This window comes from Schumannella soli (genome assembly GCF_006517435.1).
Lineage (GTDB): Bacteria > Actinomycetota > Actinomycetes > Actinomycetales > Microbacteriaceae > Schumannella > Schumannella soli.
The window spans coordinates 1,199,877-1,214,750 of sequence record NZ_VHQG01000001.1; the positions used below are offsets into that span (position 1 = coordinate 1,199,877).

Below are 14,874 nucleotides of genomic sequence, written 5' to 3' on the forward strand. Positions count from 1 at the left end.
GGGGTGGCAGCGAAAGCGAGCTGCCCTCAATCTTGAGATCTCCTAGGAAATCTCAATGAACGGGTCTCGAGTGAAGCGCATCCTCGCCGCAACGGCAGCCGCCGCTGTGTTCGCATCAATGCTGATGGCCTCCGTGCCCGCCGAGGCGGCAATGGACTGTGCGCCCATCGAGGTGATTGCTGCCCGCGGAACGTCAGCACTCCCGCAGGGCGAAAACCTCACCTCGGCCGACTACGAAAACGCACCCTTCAAGGGAACGGGGCCCGAGGCGGACACTGTCGCCAAACAGATCTCGAAGAAGCTTCCGAAGGACGAGAACGGTAAAGCGGTGAAGGTTCCGACGTGGGGCGTGCGCTACCCCGCAGCCGGGACCGCTGTTATCGGCGTCGCGGTCAAGGACCCGGCCTTTGAAATGACATCCGGATACACGCTCGGTGTTCTGGGCGGCGCGCGCTCAACGCGGGATCGCATTAAGAGTCGCACGAAGCTCTGCGCGGAAACCACGGACACCCGATTCGTTCTCGTCGGCTACTCCCAGGGTGCTGACGTCATCGCTACCGCCATCACGGAACTCACCAAGGCTCAGAAGGCGCGCGTCGCCGCAGTCGTTCTCTTCGCGGATCCGCACTTCAATGAGAATGACGTGGTGGCCGACCGCGGCTCCTTTGAGCCGAATCACAGCGGACTGTCCGGCCGGCGCTCCAAATGGTCCAAGCGCATCGACGCACCGGTGTACTCCTATTGCGGCGCTGGCGATATCGCATGCAATTCGATGACCGACTCGCCCGTATACCTCGAGTCCGGCGAAAGGACGTCGATCCGTGTGTTCGACGGTGCTTTCGTCGACAAGAAGAACCCCGGCGACCCCTTCAAGGTTCACGGCAATATCCGCAACACCAACGCTCCCAAGAACGCGGGCACCTGGGTCGCCGATGTCGTGACAGATGACTGCTCTGCTTCGTCGACCACGCAGCCCTCGGTATCGATGAGCGGTCCGACTCAGATGTACGCCAGCGACCAAGCCCGATTCAGCACGGCGGGCAGCAAGATCTCCCTCTGCCAAGCCTTTGCTTGGGACTGGTCGGTGCCAGAAGCCGTCGCGACCTCGCTGGCATACACAGAGCTGCTCCCCGACGGATCGCTGGGTGCCACCCATGGAGGGTCGGTCGCAACCGCGCAGATCCCCTCCTCGACGAACAGGTTCACACCCACCTTCAGCGGTCCCGGGTATCACCCCATCGAAGCGACGCTCCACACGCCCGACTGGGGGGTTCGGTCAGTTCAACGTGAGGTGCTTGTCCTCGCCGACCCGGTCACAGCGCCAGCCGTGCCCGACTACACCAGCTCGCTGACGCTCGACGGGCTCCGATACGAATGGACTCAACCGATCGAACCCGGAGCCGACGTGGAGTTCTACTCCATTCTCGACGCGGCCGGGACTCGCCTCACTTCGAAGCGGCTCACCCCCGACAACGTCAACCAGTCGGGGGAGAGCCACTTCACCTGGACCTCCGCCGTGTCTGGGGACGGGCCCTTCACCCTGGTCGCTGAGAACCGAGTCGGGCACACGGCAGGGCGCCGCGCCACCTTCGCCAACTCGGCCGACTACCGCTATCACGCGAGCACTGACGCCGACGCCAACTCGCTTGTTGTGAAAGGCGATGGCGACCTCGGGGTCACCGACCCTGCCGAAGCGACAATATCGGGAGACATTGTGTTCACGAGCAACGAGGCGACGAACAGCGCCGGCTCGGATGAGCTCGAAGCATCGCTCGAGATCGGCGCAACCGGTTGGACAATCAGCGTCCACTTCGCAGGGTCCCCACTCGAAGGCCCTATGTCGGCCGGCGCCGCCGAAGCACTGCTCGGCGGAGGAACAATCGATCTCACGGTGAACGACACGCTGACGCGAGTGCGTATTTCCTCCGGCACCACCGTCACTCACGATGACCGCTACGTGATCAATTCCAACGCCGACGTGCCTAGTGCCTCAATCACGACGAGTAATGTGTTCGGCAGCATCAAGGATTCGAACTTCGCGTTCTGGACCAACGGCTCCTACGCCGCATTCGGCCTGCCTGCTTGGTCCGAAAATCCTGACATCGATCCCTTCGCATGGAGCGATCTGCCTGTCACGGATATCCACACCTATATCGGCCAGAACGAGCTAGCCAACACGCTTCAGGGCTATCTGGGTCAAGCTCTCGAACCGACGACGACCGAGAACTATTCGATCTATTGGGAAGCGCTCGGCGCCATCGGCGACGGGAAAACCGAAACGCTGCGGTCCTTCGTTCGAAGCGGAGTTATCACCTTCCGCGTGAACGGCGGCGCCGTCAACGTCGTGCGATTTGATGCCACCCAAGCCCAAGCTGAAGAGGCCTTCCCAACCCCTCACGCACCCGTCATCGACGCATCCGCGGTTCCGATTCGCCAGTACCGAGAGACCAACTGGTGGGCGAATGACATCGTCGATTGGGGCCCGGACGGTCGCGGCACGATCGAGATCGCCGTACCGACGAACGGATCTCTCAACGGGGGCACCGACAACCAGGGCATGACTCGCGTCTCGGGCGCCCCATCGCAAACGGGCACAATCGCAGTAGAGATCACCGCCACCAATGCAACCGGCAGCACGACTGCGGTCATCCCCTTCAACGTCCTGCCCAGCTACGCCGACTCGCGCTATTACATCGGCTCGATCGGGCGCCTCCTGCGCCAGAGCAACGGCACACTCGAGATGCTGGACATGCGCCGGGACTGGGTCATGGGCGACAACGCCAACATGGTCAAGTGGCTCCCCGCCGTCTACGAGAGCGGCATCGCTCGCCACTTCCCCGACTGGTACAGCAGCGCCAGCTTCAACGCCGTCGACGCTCACATATACAAGGAAGATGGGACCGAAGTTCCCTTCACCGGTGACCTGAAGGTCACGCTTCGCCACTCGCTGTACGACGACGGCGAGGTCAGCATCTACTCAAACAACCTCCAACTTGCCGACAACACCTCGGCAACGGTTAACGCCCTCTGGAAGACCAACTTGCGGATCACCTTCAGAATGTCCGACGGCTCAGCTGTCAACGAGGTCTGGCACAGCAAGGCGATCTTCACCGATGTAGACAAGAAGCGTTAGCAAGTAAGGCGGCTCTGCCTGTGGTGAAGGCCACAGGGAGAGCCGCCGCTCGAACTCGCGACGACCTTCGAACGAACCGCCGGGCAGTTCGGCGGAGTCAGCGTTTAAGGCTATCGCCGGAGCGAGCGGTCGGTTTCCATCGCAGGCGAAGGCATCGTCGTTTCGATTGCGACAACAGTGGATCCAACGTCGGCCCCCTCGGCGGCTGAGATTCTGCGTGGGGACCTTCTGTTGTGACTGGAGCGATCGATTCGTCGCCGGCAGCGCCGGCCTTCCTCTGATCCGAGCCGGCCCCGACCGGCGCCTTCTGTCCGGGCCCTGCGGGCCCGCTTTCTTACCGTGAAGCCTGCGGCAGAATACGGGCGCCCGGGCTCCGTTCGAGCGGCTGCGCCGCCGGCTCCTCCGAGACTTTCCGACCGCGGTCGCAGGCTCCCTCGCATCGGTCAGAAACTCTCTCCTCCGCCGCCCCGCGGGTTGCACTCCACCCGGTCGCCCTACCGGCGACAAGTCGCCTTCACGGCAAGAAAACGTGAAGGGGATTGGAGAAGCACACATGTTGCGAGGTTTGAAGGTCGGTATCGACGGGGTCCTGTCCTCGGTCGAGATCGACGAAACCACCGCGGATGCGCGGATGGAGGGCATGCACCGGGCGATCGGATGCCACACCTACGACGTCGTCGGCTATACCGACACGATCGACGTCTGGGTCGACGACGAAGGGCTCTACCGCTCGAGCGTGAACGCCGAGCTGTCCGTGATGCTCCGCCGCGAGCGCTTTGCCGGACAGGGCACCTGGTTCGGCACCGGGCTGTTTCTCGGCGTCGACCACAGCACCGGTGAGTCGCGGTCGCTGACGCCGGGCGAGTACGCCCGGATCGTGCAGGACTGGACGCGCAAGCGCGAACCGTCGGAGTACCGGTTCATGGTCGAGTTCCTCCTCCCGACCCGCACCAGAAGATGACGAAAGCCGGAGCCCGGAAACAAGGCAAGTGTTTCCGGGCTCCGGCCCACATCCCCACCAGCCTAACCAGAGCGAAAGACATCGAAACCATGAACGACACCACCACCCAGACTGCGGCGAGCGTGCCGGTCGCGCAGATCGAGCACATCGACCCGACCACCGTCGAGGCCCGGCGCTAGCTAGCTCGCACGAACTGGTTGTCGCTCGTGGTGGCACTGCGGCTTCATCGGCGGTGTCGGCGGTCGCCCGCCTGGTCCTGTCGCAACCGTGTGGTGGTGCACCGGCGCGGCTTGCAGTCGGCAACCCGCGCGCCGATCGGGCGGGCTGCCGGCTCCCCGTCGCGCTGGATGGTGGATCCCGGCGCCGCGGGATGAATGCGGACGCCGGGAGAGCAACTGCTGTGAGCTGCTCACGGGCGCCGGTGCGTGAACGCCGTGCGCCCGCCATGGGTGACGGTACGCCGGACCTCCGGCTTCCTGTGAGGGGTTGACCTTCGCGCGGGGGAGCGCATCCTGGGGGTGCGTCGTGCGTGAAGGTCCGGCGCGGGCCGGCCTGCTGCTGCTCTGGGAACCCGGCGGGCCGGCCGCCGCAGCTCTTGCCCGTTCTGGGGTCTCGGCCCCTTGTACCGTGCGCGGCAGGATCGTCCCCTATGACGCATAGTCGCTTCATAGCCCGGCTCGATCTCAGCGGCGCCGAACGTTTCGGCACCTTGCTGGGCGCGCTCGACGACTACGCAGCGCAGCTGCACAGCGCGGCGCTCGACGTCGACGATCGCGATCGTGTCGAGCTCGAGCGCGCGGCAGTCGTCGCCCGCGAGCTCGCCGCCGAGCTTCGGCTGCAGCAGCCCGCCCTCGAGGGGGACGGCAGCTAGGCCTGTTGCTGGACCGCAGGTCGAATGACCTGCACTCCGCGCACGACCGCCGGCACTTCCTGCTCGAGCTCGCGCGCGATCGCCACACGGGACGAGAGAGGGCGTCCGACGGCGGCGTAGCGGCGCCGGAACGAGCTGAGCAGCTTGTCGTAGGTGTGCGGCGACATGCTGAGGATGTCGGCCGCTTCCCGCCGGGTGAAGCCGGCGACCGCGAGTGCGGCCGCGACGAGCTGCCGCGGCGTGACGCGCAGCTGCGGCAGCAGATCCTTCGCGCGTGCCGGCGCCTCGGGCTCCGGCGACGGCGCCGGTACCGGTGCGACGATCGGCTCCGGTTCTTCCTCGCTGCCGGCGGGTGCCTGGACGAGGTCGCAGTAGAAGCTGCGGTGTTCGATGCCGTGCTCGTCGACGAAGCCGGCCCCGTCGTAGGTCTTCGCGAGGATCCGCGACACCGTCACGTGCGTCGCGGCGCCGGGGCGCCGCTTCGGCCTGATCCACACCCGGCGTCCGGGCCTCAGGCCACCCCACGCCGTTCGCCCGTAATGCTGCATCTCGCCCCAGCGTCGCAGCAGCCGTCTGCGAGCTCGCCGGGCGCGACGCGCCGCTCACGCTTCCCGGCGACGTGGGCCGGATGTACCGTGTTCGAACACATGTTCGAATGGAGGTGCGGGGATGCCTGAGTCTGCTGCGGTGTGGTTCGCGAACGAGCGCCCGGTGCGCATCGTCTGGCACGGCCGCCGGTACAGGGTCAACGACACCCCGACCCGGCTCGAGCCGGGCGACGTGTGGCATCCGGCGATGACGCACCCGATCGAGCGCCGCTGGTCGGGGTGGCGATTCCAGGCCGTCGACGCCGACGGCAACGCCCCCGTCTTCGACCTCCGCCCCGGAGCAGCAGCGGGGGAGTGGATCGTCCTCGCCGTGCACGACGCGCCGCCAGCGGCGCGGCCGGCCGCGCGATGAGCCGCAGCCGCCGCGACTGGGTGCAGCTGCCACCACCCCGGGCGGAGACCCCGCTTGAGCGCGAGTTCCACGACCGCGGCGAGCGGATGTCCTACGACGCCGTGATGCTCGATGGGCGCGATGTCACCGACGAGCTCCCGCCCGAGCAATGGCCGTGGCCGTCGTCGATGTATTACGCCTCGGGGTGGAGGCCGTGGCGATCGCTCGAGGATCCCGGGACCCGGTATCTGCCGCGTGAGCCGGAGGGCACGCCGCCGGCGACGACCGTGTGAGCTGCCAGTGGGCACGAACCGGCGCTACGCGCACCACTACGACCGGCTGATGGATCAGCGCATCCTCGAGGGCATCGCCCGCGACGGCGAGCTGCAGGGTCTCACGAACGAGGAGATCGGCATCGGCAAGTACCCGCTCACTCGGGATCCGAACCCGAGCGACGTGAAGGCGTGGGTGCGCTTCGGCAGCGTGCCGATCGTCGTCGACGCGCAGGTCGTCGCCTGGACACCGGCAGCCATGGCGATCCGGTTCACCGTCGCCGGCGTCGAGTACAAGACGTGGGTGTGGGCCGGTGCCGTCAGCGACGTACGCCCGGCCCGTCAGGGCAGGTAGTACTCGAAGGGCGGGCCCAGCTCCACCGAGAGAGCGCCGTATGGGCCGTTCTCGGTGCGCGGAGAGATCCCGCGCCGGTCTGCAGGCCTGGGCCGCAGACGACCCGATATCTCTCGCAGCTGCCCGCACTGGCCTGCAAACGGGGCTCACGTCTGGCTAGCATTCGCGAATGCTTGACCCGATACCCGACGGGATCATCGGCGAGAACGCGCTGACGTTTATCACCGGTGCCGTCACTCAGAACGCGATCCACGTCGCCGACAACCTCGAGATCTTCCGCTGGCTCATGGCCACCGAGCTCCAGCGCCCCTACAAGCAGGTGCGGCAGTACACCCAGTCCGATCAGAACGCCCGCGACCTGGTCGCTGCTCTCGGCGTCGACGACGAGGTCCGGGCCGCGATGATCGGTGCCCTCGACGACGCCAAGGCTGCCCACGAGAAACGGAACAGGCTCTCGCACGATGTCTGGCTCTGGAACGCCGACGGCTACGCCTACCGCTACGAACCCGTCGACAAGCCCACCGTTGGAGAGTCCAAGGTCGCGATCGCCACGTTCATCCAGCTCGCTGCCGACCTGGTCGCCGCAAGCAGGCAGCTCGTCGCCTGCGCCTTCCTGACACCACCGATCTACGACTCCAGCCCCGACCGCCGCCTCGAGCTCATCGCCGCCGCAGGTGGCACCTTCCACCCAGCCGCCAATGCCGAGGAAGCTCGCTGGTTCAACCCCTGGCGCCGGTAGCGGACCGCGCCGAGCCCGATGGGACACGCCGCTGCCGACCGTCACGAACGTTGAGACAGGTAAAGGCGCACGCTCAAGGCCTTGGTGCGCTTCGGCACGATGCTGGCGATCGCCACCATCGAGTACAAGATCTGGAGGTCGGCGCCGTCATCGATTCAAGATGAGCAGCTAGCGCGAGATGTCGACCGACCCATCCCAGCGGCCCTCGAGCTGGCCGAACGCGAGGCCCTCCCAGGTGCCGGTGAGCAGATGCATGGCGCATCCGCGTAGCCTGAACTTCACCGCAACGAAATCGCGCACGAGCTCAACGGTGCTGTCGAACGACACGAGTTCAGGTTCGGGCTCAATGTCGACTTCACCTGTCAGCCGCACGAGCTCCCACTCGCTGCTCAGAAGGCTCTCGCGAAGCAGGTCGTGGACGTAGCGATTCCTCCGCGTATAGAGCTCGCTCGCGACGCGCAATGCCCCCCGTATCGCCGTGGCGTCGTCGGCGCTGATCGTCGTACTGTCCCGCACGAACTTGCGGCACTCTTTCACCGTCGTCGAGAAGTAGTCGGGCGCCTCGAGCGAGGCCCCGACATTCCGGCGCTCCTGCAGCGCGGCCCACAAGAACCGCAAAGCAGCATCCGTCTCGGTCGTCTCCGCCGCGACTCGGCCGAGCAGGAAAACCCGCTGGTCATCTTGCGGGAGATTGCGCAACGTATCGAGATTCACAGAACCGATCGTGCCGCGCCCGAGCGACAGGTGACGACAGGGCTAGCGTGGCCGCATGGCGAAATGGACAGTCGGGTGGAAGGTGCGCGGCGAGTACGACGTGAACAGGGTCGACGTTGACGACACCACCTCGGCCGAGGCGATCGCGCAGGTCAAAGCCAGCCTCGACACGGAGAAGGATCAGATCGTCGCCCTGATCGTCGAACGCATCTGATCGCCGACGTCACAGGGCGACCGCGGGTGGAACCGGCCCGGTCACCGCGGACGATGACCGGACCGGCTGGGATCACATGTGGTTCTCGAGCCACCACTTCGCGGCGGCCCAGAAGATCGCGCGAAGCACGACACCTCCGAACCACTTTGCAGCGGCGATCAAGAACTCACGCTTCTGACGCTTGGTCTTCATCGTGAACCCCCTCTCTACGACTCTTTCGAGCCTCGAGAGCACGCTCCAGGTGCGCCGCGGTGGTTGCCTTGCGACAGCCGCCGTGACCGGCGTAAACTCCGATTGAACTAACCGGGTGTTGTAGTCACCCAGAGGCGCTGCGAAGCGACTCAGATTCAGAAGTCGGCCCGCCTGCCAGCGGGCCTTCTTCGTTCTCAGAGTCAGTAGGTCTGGAGCTGCCTACCTGAGATCTATTCTCCCAGGCCGTAGATGCGGTTCGCAGCTTCCATTTCGCCGAGCCGCCCTCGTAGACCCGTAATCACGGGGGTGCGGCCCAGAAAATCGGGCCTCAAAAGTGTCATAGGCATATCCGATCTTGGCCGTAATGGCGCACGCAGGCTGGTGCGCGCAACATCACCGTCGCTGCGCTGCGACGAGAGTTCGCGGCTGACGAAGGTCGCTCGCTCCCGCCGCAGACACGTGGATCAGGCTGGCCCCGGTCAACTCCGGGAACCGGATGCCGGCCCGATGAGGATCAGCCTAGGTCGTCGCTGCGGAGGCGCCGATCGGTGCGTTCGAGCGCGACCACGCTGACGACGATCGTCATGACGGCGGCGCCCACGATGGCGGCCGCGGCGATCAGCAACAGCATTCCCAAAATCTAGGCGCAGGGTGAGTCAGGGGCTACCGGGGTAGACCGGAAGCTGTCGCCGGCGGTGCCGGCGCTGTTCTCGTCGATGGAGCCGGCCACGGCCGGCCGGTGCTGTTCGGGCCCTGCGGGGCCCGTTTTCTTGCCGTGAAGCCTGCGGCAGGATACGTGCGCCCGGCCTCCACACAAGCGGCGATGCCGCCGCTCCTCCGAGACTTTCTGACCGCGGTCGCAAGCTCCCTTATTTCGGCCAGAAACTCTCTCCTCCGCGCCCCGATGGGGTTGTGCTCCAGCCGGTCGCCCTACCGGCGACAAGTCGCCTTCACGGCAAGAAAACGTGAAGGGGATTGGAGAGAGACACATGTTGCGAGGACTGCGAATCGATGTGGAGGGGGTGCTGTCGTCGGTCGAAATCGATGACACCACCACGACGCTGCGACTGGATGGGATGAACGCCGCGATCGGCTGCAACTCGTTCGACGTCGTCAGCTACACCGACACCGTCGACGTCTGGGTCGACGACGAAGGTCTGTACCGCTCGACGCTCAACCGGGAGCTGTCGGTCATGCTCCGCGCACGCCAGCCCGATGGGCAGGGCGCGTGGTTCGGAGCGGGCCTGTTCCTCGGCATCGACCAGGCGACCGGCGACAGCCGCTCCCTGACCGACGACGAGCGCGCCGCCGTGGTGCGCGATTGGACCCGTCAGCGCGGCCCGAGCGAGTACGCATTCGCCGCTCAGTGGGTCGGGCCGGTCCGCACCCGATAGATGACGAAGGCCGGAGGCCGGGAGCATTCGCACTGCCCCCGGTTTCCGGCCTGAGTCGCCACCAGATTAACAACTCAGAGGAAGAATCGAAAGTGACTGACACCACCAGCAAGACCACCGCCTCGGCCGAGGCCGTGGCGACCGTGGCGCAGGTCGAGCACATCGACCCCAGCGTCATCGAGTTCGAGGCGAACATCCGCACCGACGTGCAGCTCGACCCCGCCTTCGTCGCATCCATCCGCGCGGAAGGAGTGCTGCTGCCGGTGCTCGCGCGCCGCGGCGACGACGGCACCGTGTACGTTCGCGACGGGCAGCGTCGCGTGCTCGCCGCCCGCGAGGCCGGAACCTCGACGATCCCGGCGTACTTCGGGGCGGGGGAGCTGACCACGGCGCAGCGCATCACGCAGCAGCTCGTGACCAACGACCGCCGCACCGACCTCACCGGCACCGAGCGCGTCACCGCCTACGAGCAGCTGGCCTTCGAGGGACTGTCCGTGGCGAAGATCGCCAAGGCCACCGGCGAGGACAAGGCCACCATCGAGAAGTCGATCACCGTCGCGAAGTCGACCGCCGCGCGCGAGGCGCTGGCCGACACCGCGGTGTCACTCGACCGGGCGCTGCTCATGGCCGAGTTCGAGGCCGACGCCGACGCGCTCGATGCGCTGGCCGAGGCCCGCGAGGACGAGCTTGAGCACCTGGCGGGGGAACTGCGCCACGACGCGAAGGTCTCCGCCCGCGAAGAGGCCGTGCTCGGTGAGTACGTCGGCCAGGGCGTAGCCGCGGTCAGCACGTGGCCCACGGGCGCGCGCCGCCTGCACACCCTCACGGATGCCGCCGACGACGCCGACGACCGCCCCGGCATCACCGACGCCCAGCACGCCGAGTGCCCGGGCCGCGTGGTCTATGTCAACGTGTGGGGCCTCGACGACGGTGACCAGGACACCGAAGAGGTGTGCGTGCAGCCGGAGCTGCACCACGACCGCTACCGCTACAGCAGCGGCGCTCAGCCGAAGGTGAAGCTCGCCGACCTCCCCGACGACGAGGCCGAGGCCCGCCGCGCGGAGCGTCGGACACTGCTGGCCAACAACAAGGCGTGGGATGCGGCGGAGCCGGTGCGCCGCGAGTGGATCGCGACCCTGCTGACCCGCAAGACGCTGCCGAAGGCTGCGGCCCTGTTCGAGGCCGTCACGTTGACCAGCTACAGCTACACCGTCAGCAACGACCGCCACACGCACACGCGCGCGTTCCTGGGCCTCGACCCGAACGGGTTCGGGCACGACCAGATCGCGAAGGTCGCCACGGATACCCCGACCCGGGCCGGGCACGTCGTGCTCGCGACCATGCTCTCCGCCCGCGAGAACCACACCAGCCGAGAGTCGTGGCGCACCCCGAATGCCGAGGATCGCGACTACCTGCTGCAGCTGCAGGCGTGGGGATACACCCTCTCCGCGGTCGAGCGGATCGCCGCGGGCCTGAACGCGGATGACGACCAGGTCGAGAGCGAGGACGCTGCCGAGTGATCGACCGGGCGGGGCAGCCCAACACCTGCCCCGCCCACCCCCGGGGCGCGGTGTGCCAGCTGCGCCGGCACGCGAGGGGCGACCCCCTCGCGCACCCCCGGGAACGAACCGCTGCGCGGGCCGCGCGATCGCGCAGCAGCGGCCGGCGGCCGCCAGCCAGGTCGCCGGCGGCGCCGGCGCTGTTCGCCTCATCGCGCCGGCCAGGGCCGGCCGTTCTGCATCCGGGCGGGGCCCGGTTTTCTTTCCGTGAAGCCTGCGGCAGGATACGGCCGCCCGACCTGCACACAAGCGGCGGCGCCGCCGGTCCTCCGAGACTTTCCGACCGCGTCGCTGCGCTCCTGATTTCGGCCGGAAACTCTCTCCTCCCCGCCCCAAGGGGTTGTGCTCCGGCCTGTCGTCCTACCGGCGACAAAGTCGCCTTCACGGCAAGAAAACGTGGAGGGGGAGGAGCAGAGACCATGACCCAGCCCACCGGCACCATCGCCGAAATCCTGTTCGGCGCACGCCACAGTCCCGCTGACGGGATCAGCAGCCGCGTCGACGAGGTCACCGTGACGCACGAGGGCGGCCGCCACACGGCCGACGAGCGCACGCCCGCCGTGCGGCTCGTGACCCGCACCAACACCATTCCGGGCATGACCCTGCACCACTTCGAGCCGGTCGAGCCGCGCCCGGCCGAGCGCGTCGGCTACATGGCATCCGGCGCGTGGGTCGTCGTCGGCGTCGACCTCGCCCGCGAGCTCGGCATCGCCCCGGCCGCGTACAAGCTGCACGACCGCAGCGAGACCCCGGCCCGCTACGCCGCCCTGAACAGCTGACCCGCACCGATCGAGACGAGGAGATCCGACATGCTCACCATCACCCACACCCACGAAGCCGGAACCCTGATCGAGGGCACCAGCCGCGGCGACGGAACCGCCGACATCCTCAAGGCCAACCGCTGGAGGTGGGGCCGCAGCATCAGCGCCTGGTACGTGCCGAACAGCCGCGACCATCGCCCCAACCACCCCACGATCCGCCGCACCGCGGATGCGCTCACCGCGGCCGGGTTCGAGGTGACGACTGAGTTGGACGAGAGCGTGCGCAGCACCGCCGAGGTCGAGGCGGGGAAGATCGCCCGCCAGGCCGACCGCGTTGCCGCGCTCGAGCAGAAGGTCGACCGCAAGCAGGCGGCAGCGGATGCGGCATGGCAGCGACACGAGGCTGACGCCGCGCGCCTGCCCGAAGGCGGGGAGCCGGTGAAGATCGGCCACCACTCCGAGCCCCGACACCGTCGCGCCCTCGACCGGGCACACGCGAGCATGGGCGCGAGCGTCCAGGCCGACCACGACGCGAACGAAGTCGCACGCCGCGCCGACGAAGCGAGTCACACCACCGGGGCCCGCTACAGCGTCGTCACCGTCGCGAACCGGATTCAGAAGCTCGGCGCCGACATCCGCCGCGCCGAGCGGTCAATCGAGGCCGACTACTACCACCCGGAACGCGGCTACGAGCCGGCAACGCAGGAGCGCAAGGACGCCCGCGCCGTGGCGATCGCGCCACGCCTGACCGAGCTGCGCGACCAGCTCACCTACTGGGAGAGCGTGCGCGCCGAGCAGATCGCCGACGGCACCGCCACCAACTACAGCCGCGACACGATCAAGCCAGGCGACACGGTGAAGGTCGGCGGCTACTGGTACCGGGTCGTGCGGGCGAACGCGAAGACGGTCAGCGTCGACACCGGCCACAGCTGGACGCAGACGACGCCCTACGCGAAGATCACCGCCCACCGCCCCGCCGGCGGCTGAGCCAGCGCCCGGGTCGGCCCCCGCGGGGGCCGGCCGCGAGGGGTGATCCCCTCGCGCACCCCCGTGCAGGAGCCGGCGGCGCCGGCCAGGCGCTCGACGGAGCTCGCGCCCACCAGGTCGGCCGCATCCGCGGCCGCCGCTCTTATCCGAGGGCTTGCCCCCGAATTTTCTGCCGTGGAGCCTGCGGCATTGTGCGGTCGGCCGCCCGCCGTGTAAGTGCTTTCGCGGCATATCCTCCCTCGCGGTGCTCGGTCCGGTATTCCACGGTCACCTGCACTCAGCGTGTCTCCCTGCGGCGACCAAGGTCGCCTCCACGGCAAAAAAACGTGGAGGGGAGGAGATGAGGATGATGAGCACCACAGACCAGGTCACCCAGGCCGTCCAGCAGTTCGCAGCAGCGTTCTCCGATCAGGGCCTCGCGCGTGAGCTCGCGGGTGGGTTCAGCTGCACCGAGGTGGAAGCGATCTTCGCCGTACTGCACACCGCCGGCGCCGCCGAGGCTGCGCAGATGTGGGTCGAGATCCACGCCGAGCACGACGAGCCCGGAGACCAGCACTCCGCGACCGAGACCGAGCCGGAGCCCTACCCCGAACCGATGGTCGACCCCATGGACCTGCTGCAGTGCGACAGCTGCCAGTGAGCGGGGGAGCGGGCATCATGACCTTCGACCAGAGCACGTTCACCCTCGAGCAGGCAGCCAACTACGCCGCCGGCTACCTCGACGGCCTCCGCGACGGCAAGCAACTCCAGCGCTACGCCGAGCAGCTCGTGCAGGACCTCGGCGAGCAGATCGACGAGCTGCACAAGGACGTCACGTACTGGAAGCGCATTGCCAACGCGCCGAAGATCGCCAGCGACCTCACCCCACGCACGCCCACGACGCGCAGCAGACCGCCGTCCACCAGGCCGCTGCGTCGACCGCGCTGCAGCTCGTCGCCGACATCGAGAAGCAGATCGACGGCGCCTGACCGCACGCATGAAGAAGCTGCCGATCGCGCGAGGAGCGGCGACTCCCTCGACCGTCTGAGCGCTTCAACGGGAGTCGGCTGGCATCGGTCACGGCGCGCGCTGCCGCCGCCGGGCAGGGGTCAGCGGCTGAGCCGTCCCGCAAACAGAGGCGCCCGCGACAGCAAATCTGACTCGCTATCTCGGACGACGGTCATCCCCGCCGACGCCACCATCTCTTCTTCGCCTCAGCGACCAGCGCGCCGTCGTACGCGTACAGCCAGGCGGCCGCGACAGCGCGCTCCCGGTCGACGCCTCGGGCGCCGACGAACACCGTAAGCAACCCGATGCCGCCGACGACTACCACCGCAAGGTAGAGCCAGCTGAATTCGGGCACCGTATCCGCGAGCCCCTCGGCCCCCGCCGTGAACTCTCCGGTCTTCGGGTCGCTGAAGTGCAGCAATGCGGAGAAGGTCATATTGAAAAGCGCGGTGATCCACGATGACGCCACGACGACGAGTGTCAGCACCGCGGTACCGACTGTGGCCACGACGGCCGACGTAAACCCAGACCGCCGGGCCTCCACTCGCAGCTGCAGGTGAGCCAAGACCTGCCGCTGCACCGAACGCTCGAGACGCAAAAACGCATCCAGGCGTCGGGGCACGTCGACGAAGCGATCATGGAGGTGTGCTTCGATCTCCTTCGGCGCCAACACCCCTCGGGCCACGAGCACCCGACCCAGCCAGCGCGCGAGACTCGGCACCTTGCGCGAAGCAGGCGTCTGCTCGCTTTGGATTGAGCGATTCACCCCGCCAGGCAACCGCGCACTCGAGCAGGT

16 protein-coding genes are annotated in these 14,874 nt (G+C 67.4%); 13 read left to right on the forward strand and 3 right to left on the reverse strand.

Going from position 1 to position 14,874, the window contains the following annotated elements:
* Positions 1-70 precede the first annotated feature (70 nt).
* From FJ657_RS05345 to FJ657_RS05355, 3 genes are all read left to right on the forward strand, one after another.
* Positions 71-3,133, forward strand: coding sequence for a cutinase family protein (locus tag FJ657_RS05345; RefSeq protein WP_181408875.1), 3,063 nt, complete (start codon positions 71-73; stop codon positions 3,131-3,133).
* Between the two features lie 565 nt (positions 3,134-3,698).
* A complete protein-coding gene (locus tag FJ657_RS05350) occupies positions 3,699-4,094 on the forward strand; it encodes a DUF3846 domain-containing protein (protein ID WP_181408876.1) in 396 nt (131 codons plus the stop codon).
* Between the two features lie 649 nt (positions 4,095-4,743).
* A complete protein-coding gene (locus tag FJ657_RS05355; RefSeq protein WP_141162579.1) occupies positions 4,744-4,965 on the forward strand; it encodes a hypothetical protein in 222 nt (73 codons plus the stop codon).
* Here the strand turns inward: FJ657_RS05355 and FJ657_RS05360 are convergent.
* Positions 4,962-5,414, reverse strand: coding sequence for a helix-turn-helix domain-containing protein (locus tag FJ657_RS05360; RefSeq protein ID WP_141162580.1), 453 nt, complete (start codon positions 5,412-5,414; stop codon positions 4,962-4,964). The genes FJ657_RS05355 and FJ657_RS05360 overlap by 4 nt on opposite strands.
* A gap of 220 nt (positions 5,415-5,634) precedes the next feature.
* Between FJ657_RS05360 and FJ657_RS05365 the strand changes: the two genes are divergently transcribed.
* The 4 genes from FJ657_RS05365 (at position 5,635) to FJ657_RS05380 (ending at position 7,270) form a co-directional block, all read left to right on the forward strand.
* Positions 5,635-5,925: a hypothetical protein gene (locus FJ657_RS05365; RefSeq protein ID WP_141162581.1), complete on the forward strand. Its 291-nt coding sequence runs from the start codon at positions 5,635-5,637 to the stop codon at positions 5,923-5,925.
* Positions 5,922-6,197, forward strand: a complete 276-nt coding sequence (locus FJ657_RS05370) for a hypothetical protein (RefSeq protein ID WP_141162582.1) — start codon at positions 5,922-5,924, stop codon at positions 6,195-6,197. The genes FJ657_RS05365 and FJ657_RS05370 overlap by 4 nt, the downstream gene beginning before the upstream one ends.
* Before the next feature lie 49 nt (positions 6,198-6,246).
* On the forward strand, positions 6,247-6,531 hold the full coding sequence (locus tag FJ657_RS05375) for a hypothetical protein (protein ID WP_255447153.1): 285 nt from the start codon (positions 6,247-6,249) through the stop codon (positions 6,529-6,531).
* A gap of 169 nt (positions 6,532-6,700) precedes the next feature.
* Complete coding sequence (locus tag FJ657_RS05380) at positions 6,701-7,270, forward strand: hypothetical protein (protein ID WP_141162584.1); 570 nt, start codon at positions 6,701-6,703, stop codon at positions 7,268-7,270.
* A gap of 168 nt (positions 7,271-7,438) precedes the next feature.
* Here the strand turns inward: FJ657_RS05380 and FJ657_RS05385 are convergent, their stop codons facing one another.
* Complete coding sequence (locus FJ657_RS05385; RefSeq protein ID WP_141162585.1) at positions 7,439-7,984, reverse strand: hypothetical protein; 546 nt, start codon at positions 7,982-7,984, stop codon at positions 7,439-7,441.
* 55 nt (positions 7,985-8,039) lie between these two features.
* Between FJ657_RS05385 and FJ657_RS17055 the strand changes: the two genes are divergently transcribed.
* From FJ657_RS17055 to FJ657_RS05410, 6 genes are all read left to right on the forward strand, one after another.
* A complete protein-coding gene (locus tag FJ657_RS17055; RefSeq protein WP_181408877.1) occupies positions 8,040-8,198 on the forward strand; it encodes a hypothetical protein in 159 nt (52 codons plus the stop codon).
* Positions 8,199-9,379: 1,181 nt separating this feature from the next.
* A complete protein-coding gene (locus tag FJ657_RS05390; RefSeq protein WP_141162586.1) occupies positions 9,380-9,784 on the forward strand; it encodes a DUF3846 domain-containing protein in 405 nt (134 codons plus the stop codon).
* 92 nt (positions 9,785-9,876) lie between these two features.
* Entirely contained in the window at positions 9,877-11,304 is a 1,428-nt protein-coding gene (locus FJ657_RS05395; RefSeq protein ID WP_181408878.1) for a ParB/RepB/Spo0J family partition protein, read from the forward strand.
* A gap of 458 nt (positions 11,305-11,762) precedes the next feature.
* Positions 11,763-12,122: a DUF8317 domain-containing protein gene (locus FJ657_RS05400; protein WP_141162588.1), complete on the forward strand. Its 360-nt coding sequence runs from the start codon at positions 11,763-11,765 to the stop codon at positions 12,120-12,122.
* Positions 12,123-12,152: 30 nt separating this feature from the next.
* Complete coding sequence (locus FJ657_RS05405; protein WP_141162589.1) at positions 12,153-13,091, forward strand: DUF3560 domain-containing protein; 939 nt, start codon at positions 12,153-12,155, stop codon at positions 13,089-13,091.
* Positions 13,092-13,437: 346 nt separating this feature from the next.
* The gene (locus FJ657_RS05410; protein WP_141162590.1) at positions 13,438-13,731 is read left to right on the forward strand and encodes a hypothetical protein; all 294 of its coding nucleotides are present in this window, start codon (positions 13,438-13,440) and stop codon (positions 13,729-13,731) included.
* Between the two features lie 519 nt (positions 13,732-14,250).
* On the opposite strand, the gene FJ657_RS05415 is transcribed toward FJ657_RS05410, so the two are convergent.
* On the reverse strand, positions 14,251-14,844 hold the full coding sequence (locus FJ657_RS05415; protein WP_141162591.1) for a hypothetical protein: 594 nt from the start codon (positions 14,842-14,844) through the stop codon (positions 14,251-14,253).
* Between the last annotated feature and the right edge of the window lie 30 nt (positions 14,845-14,874).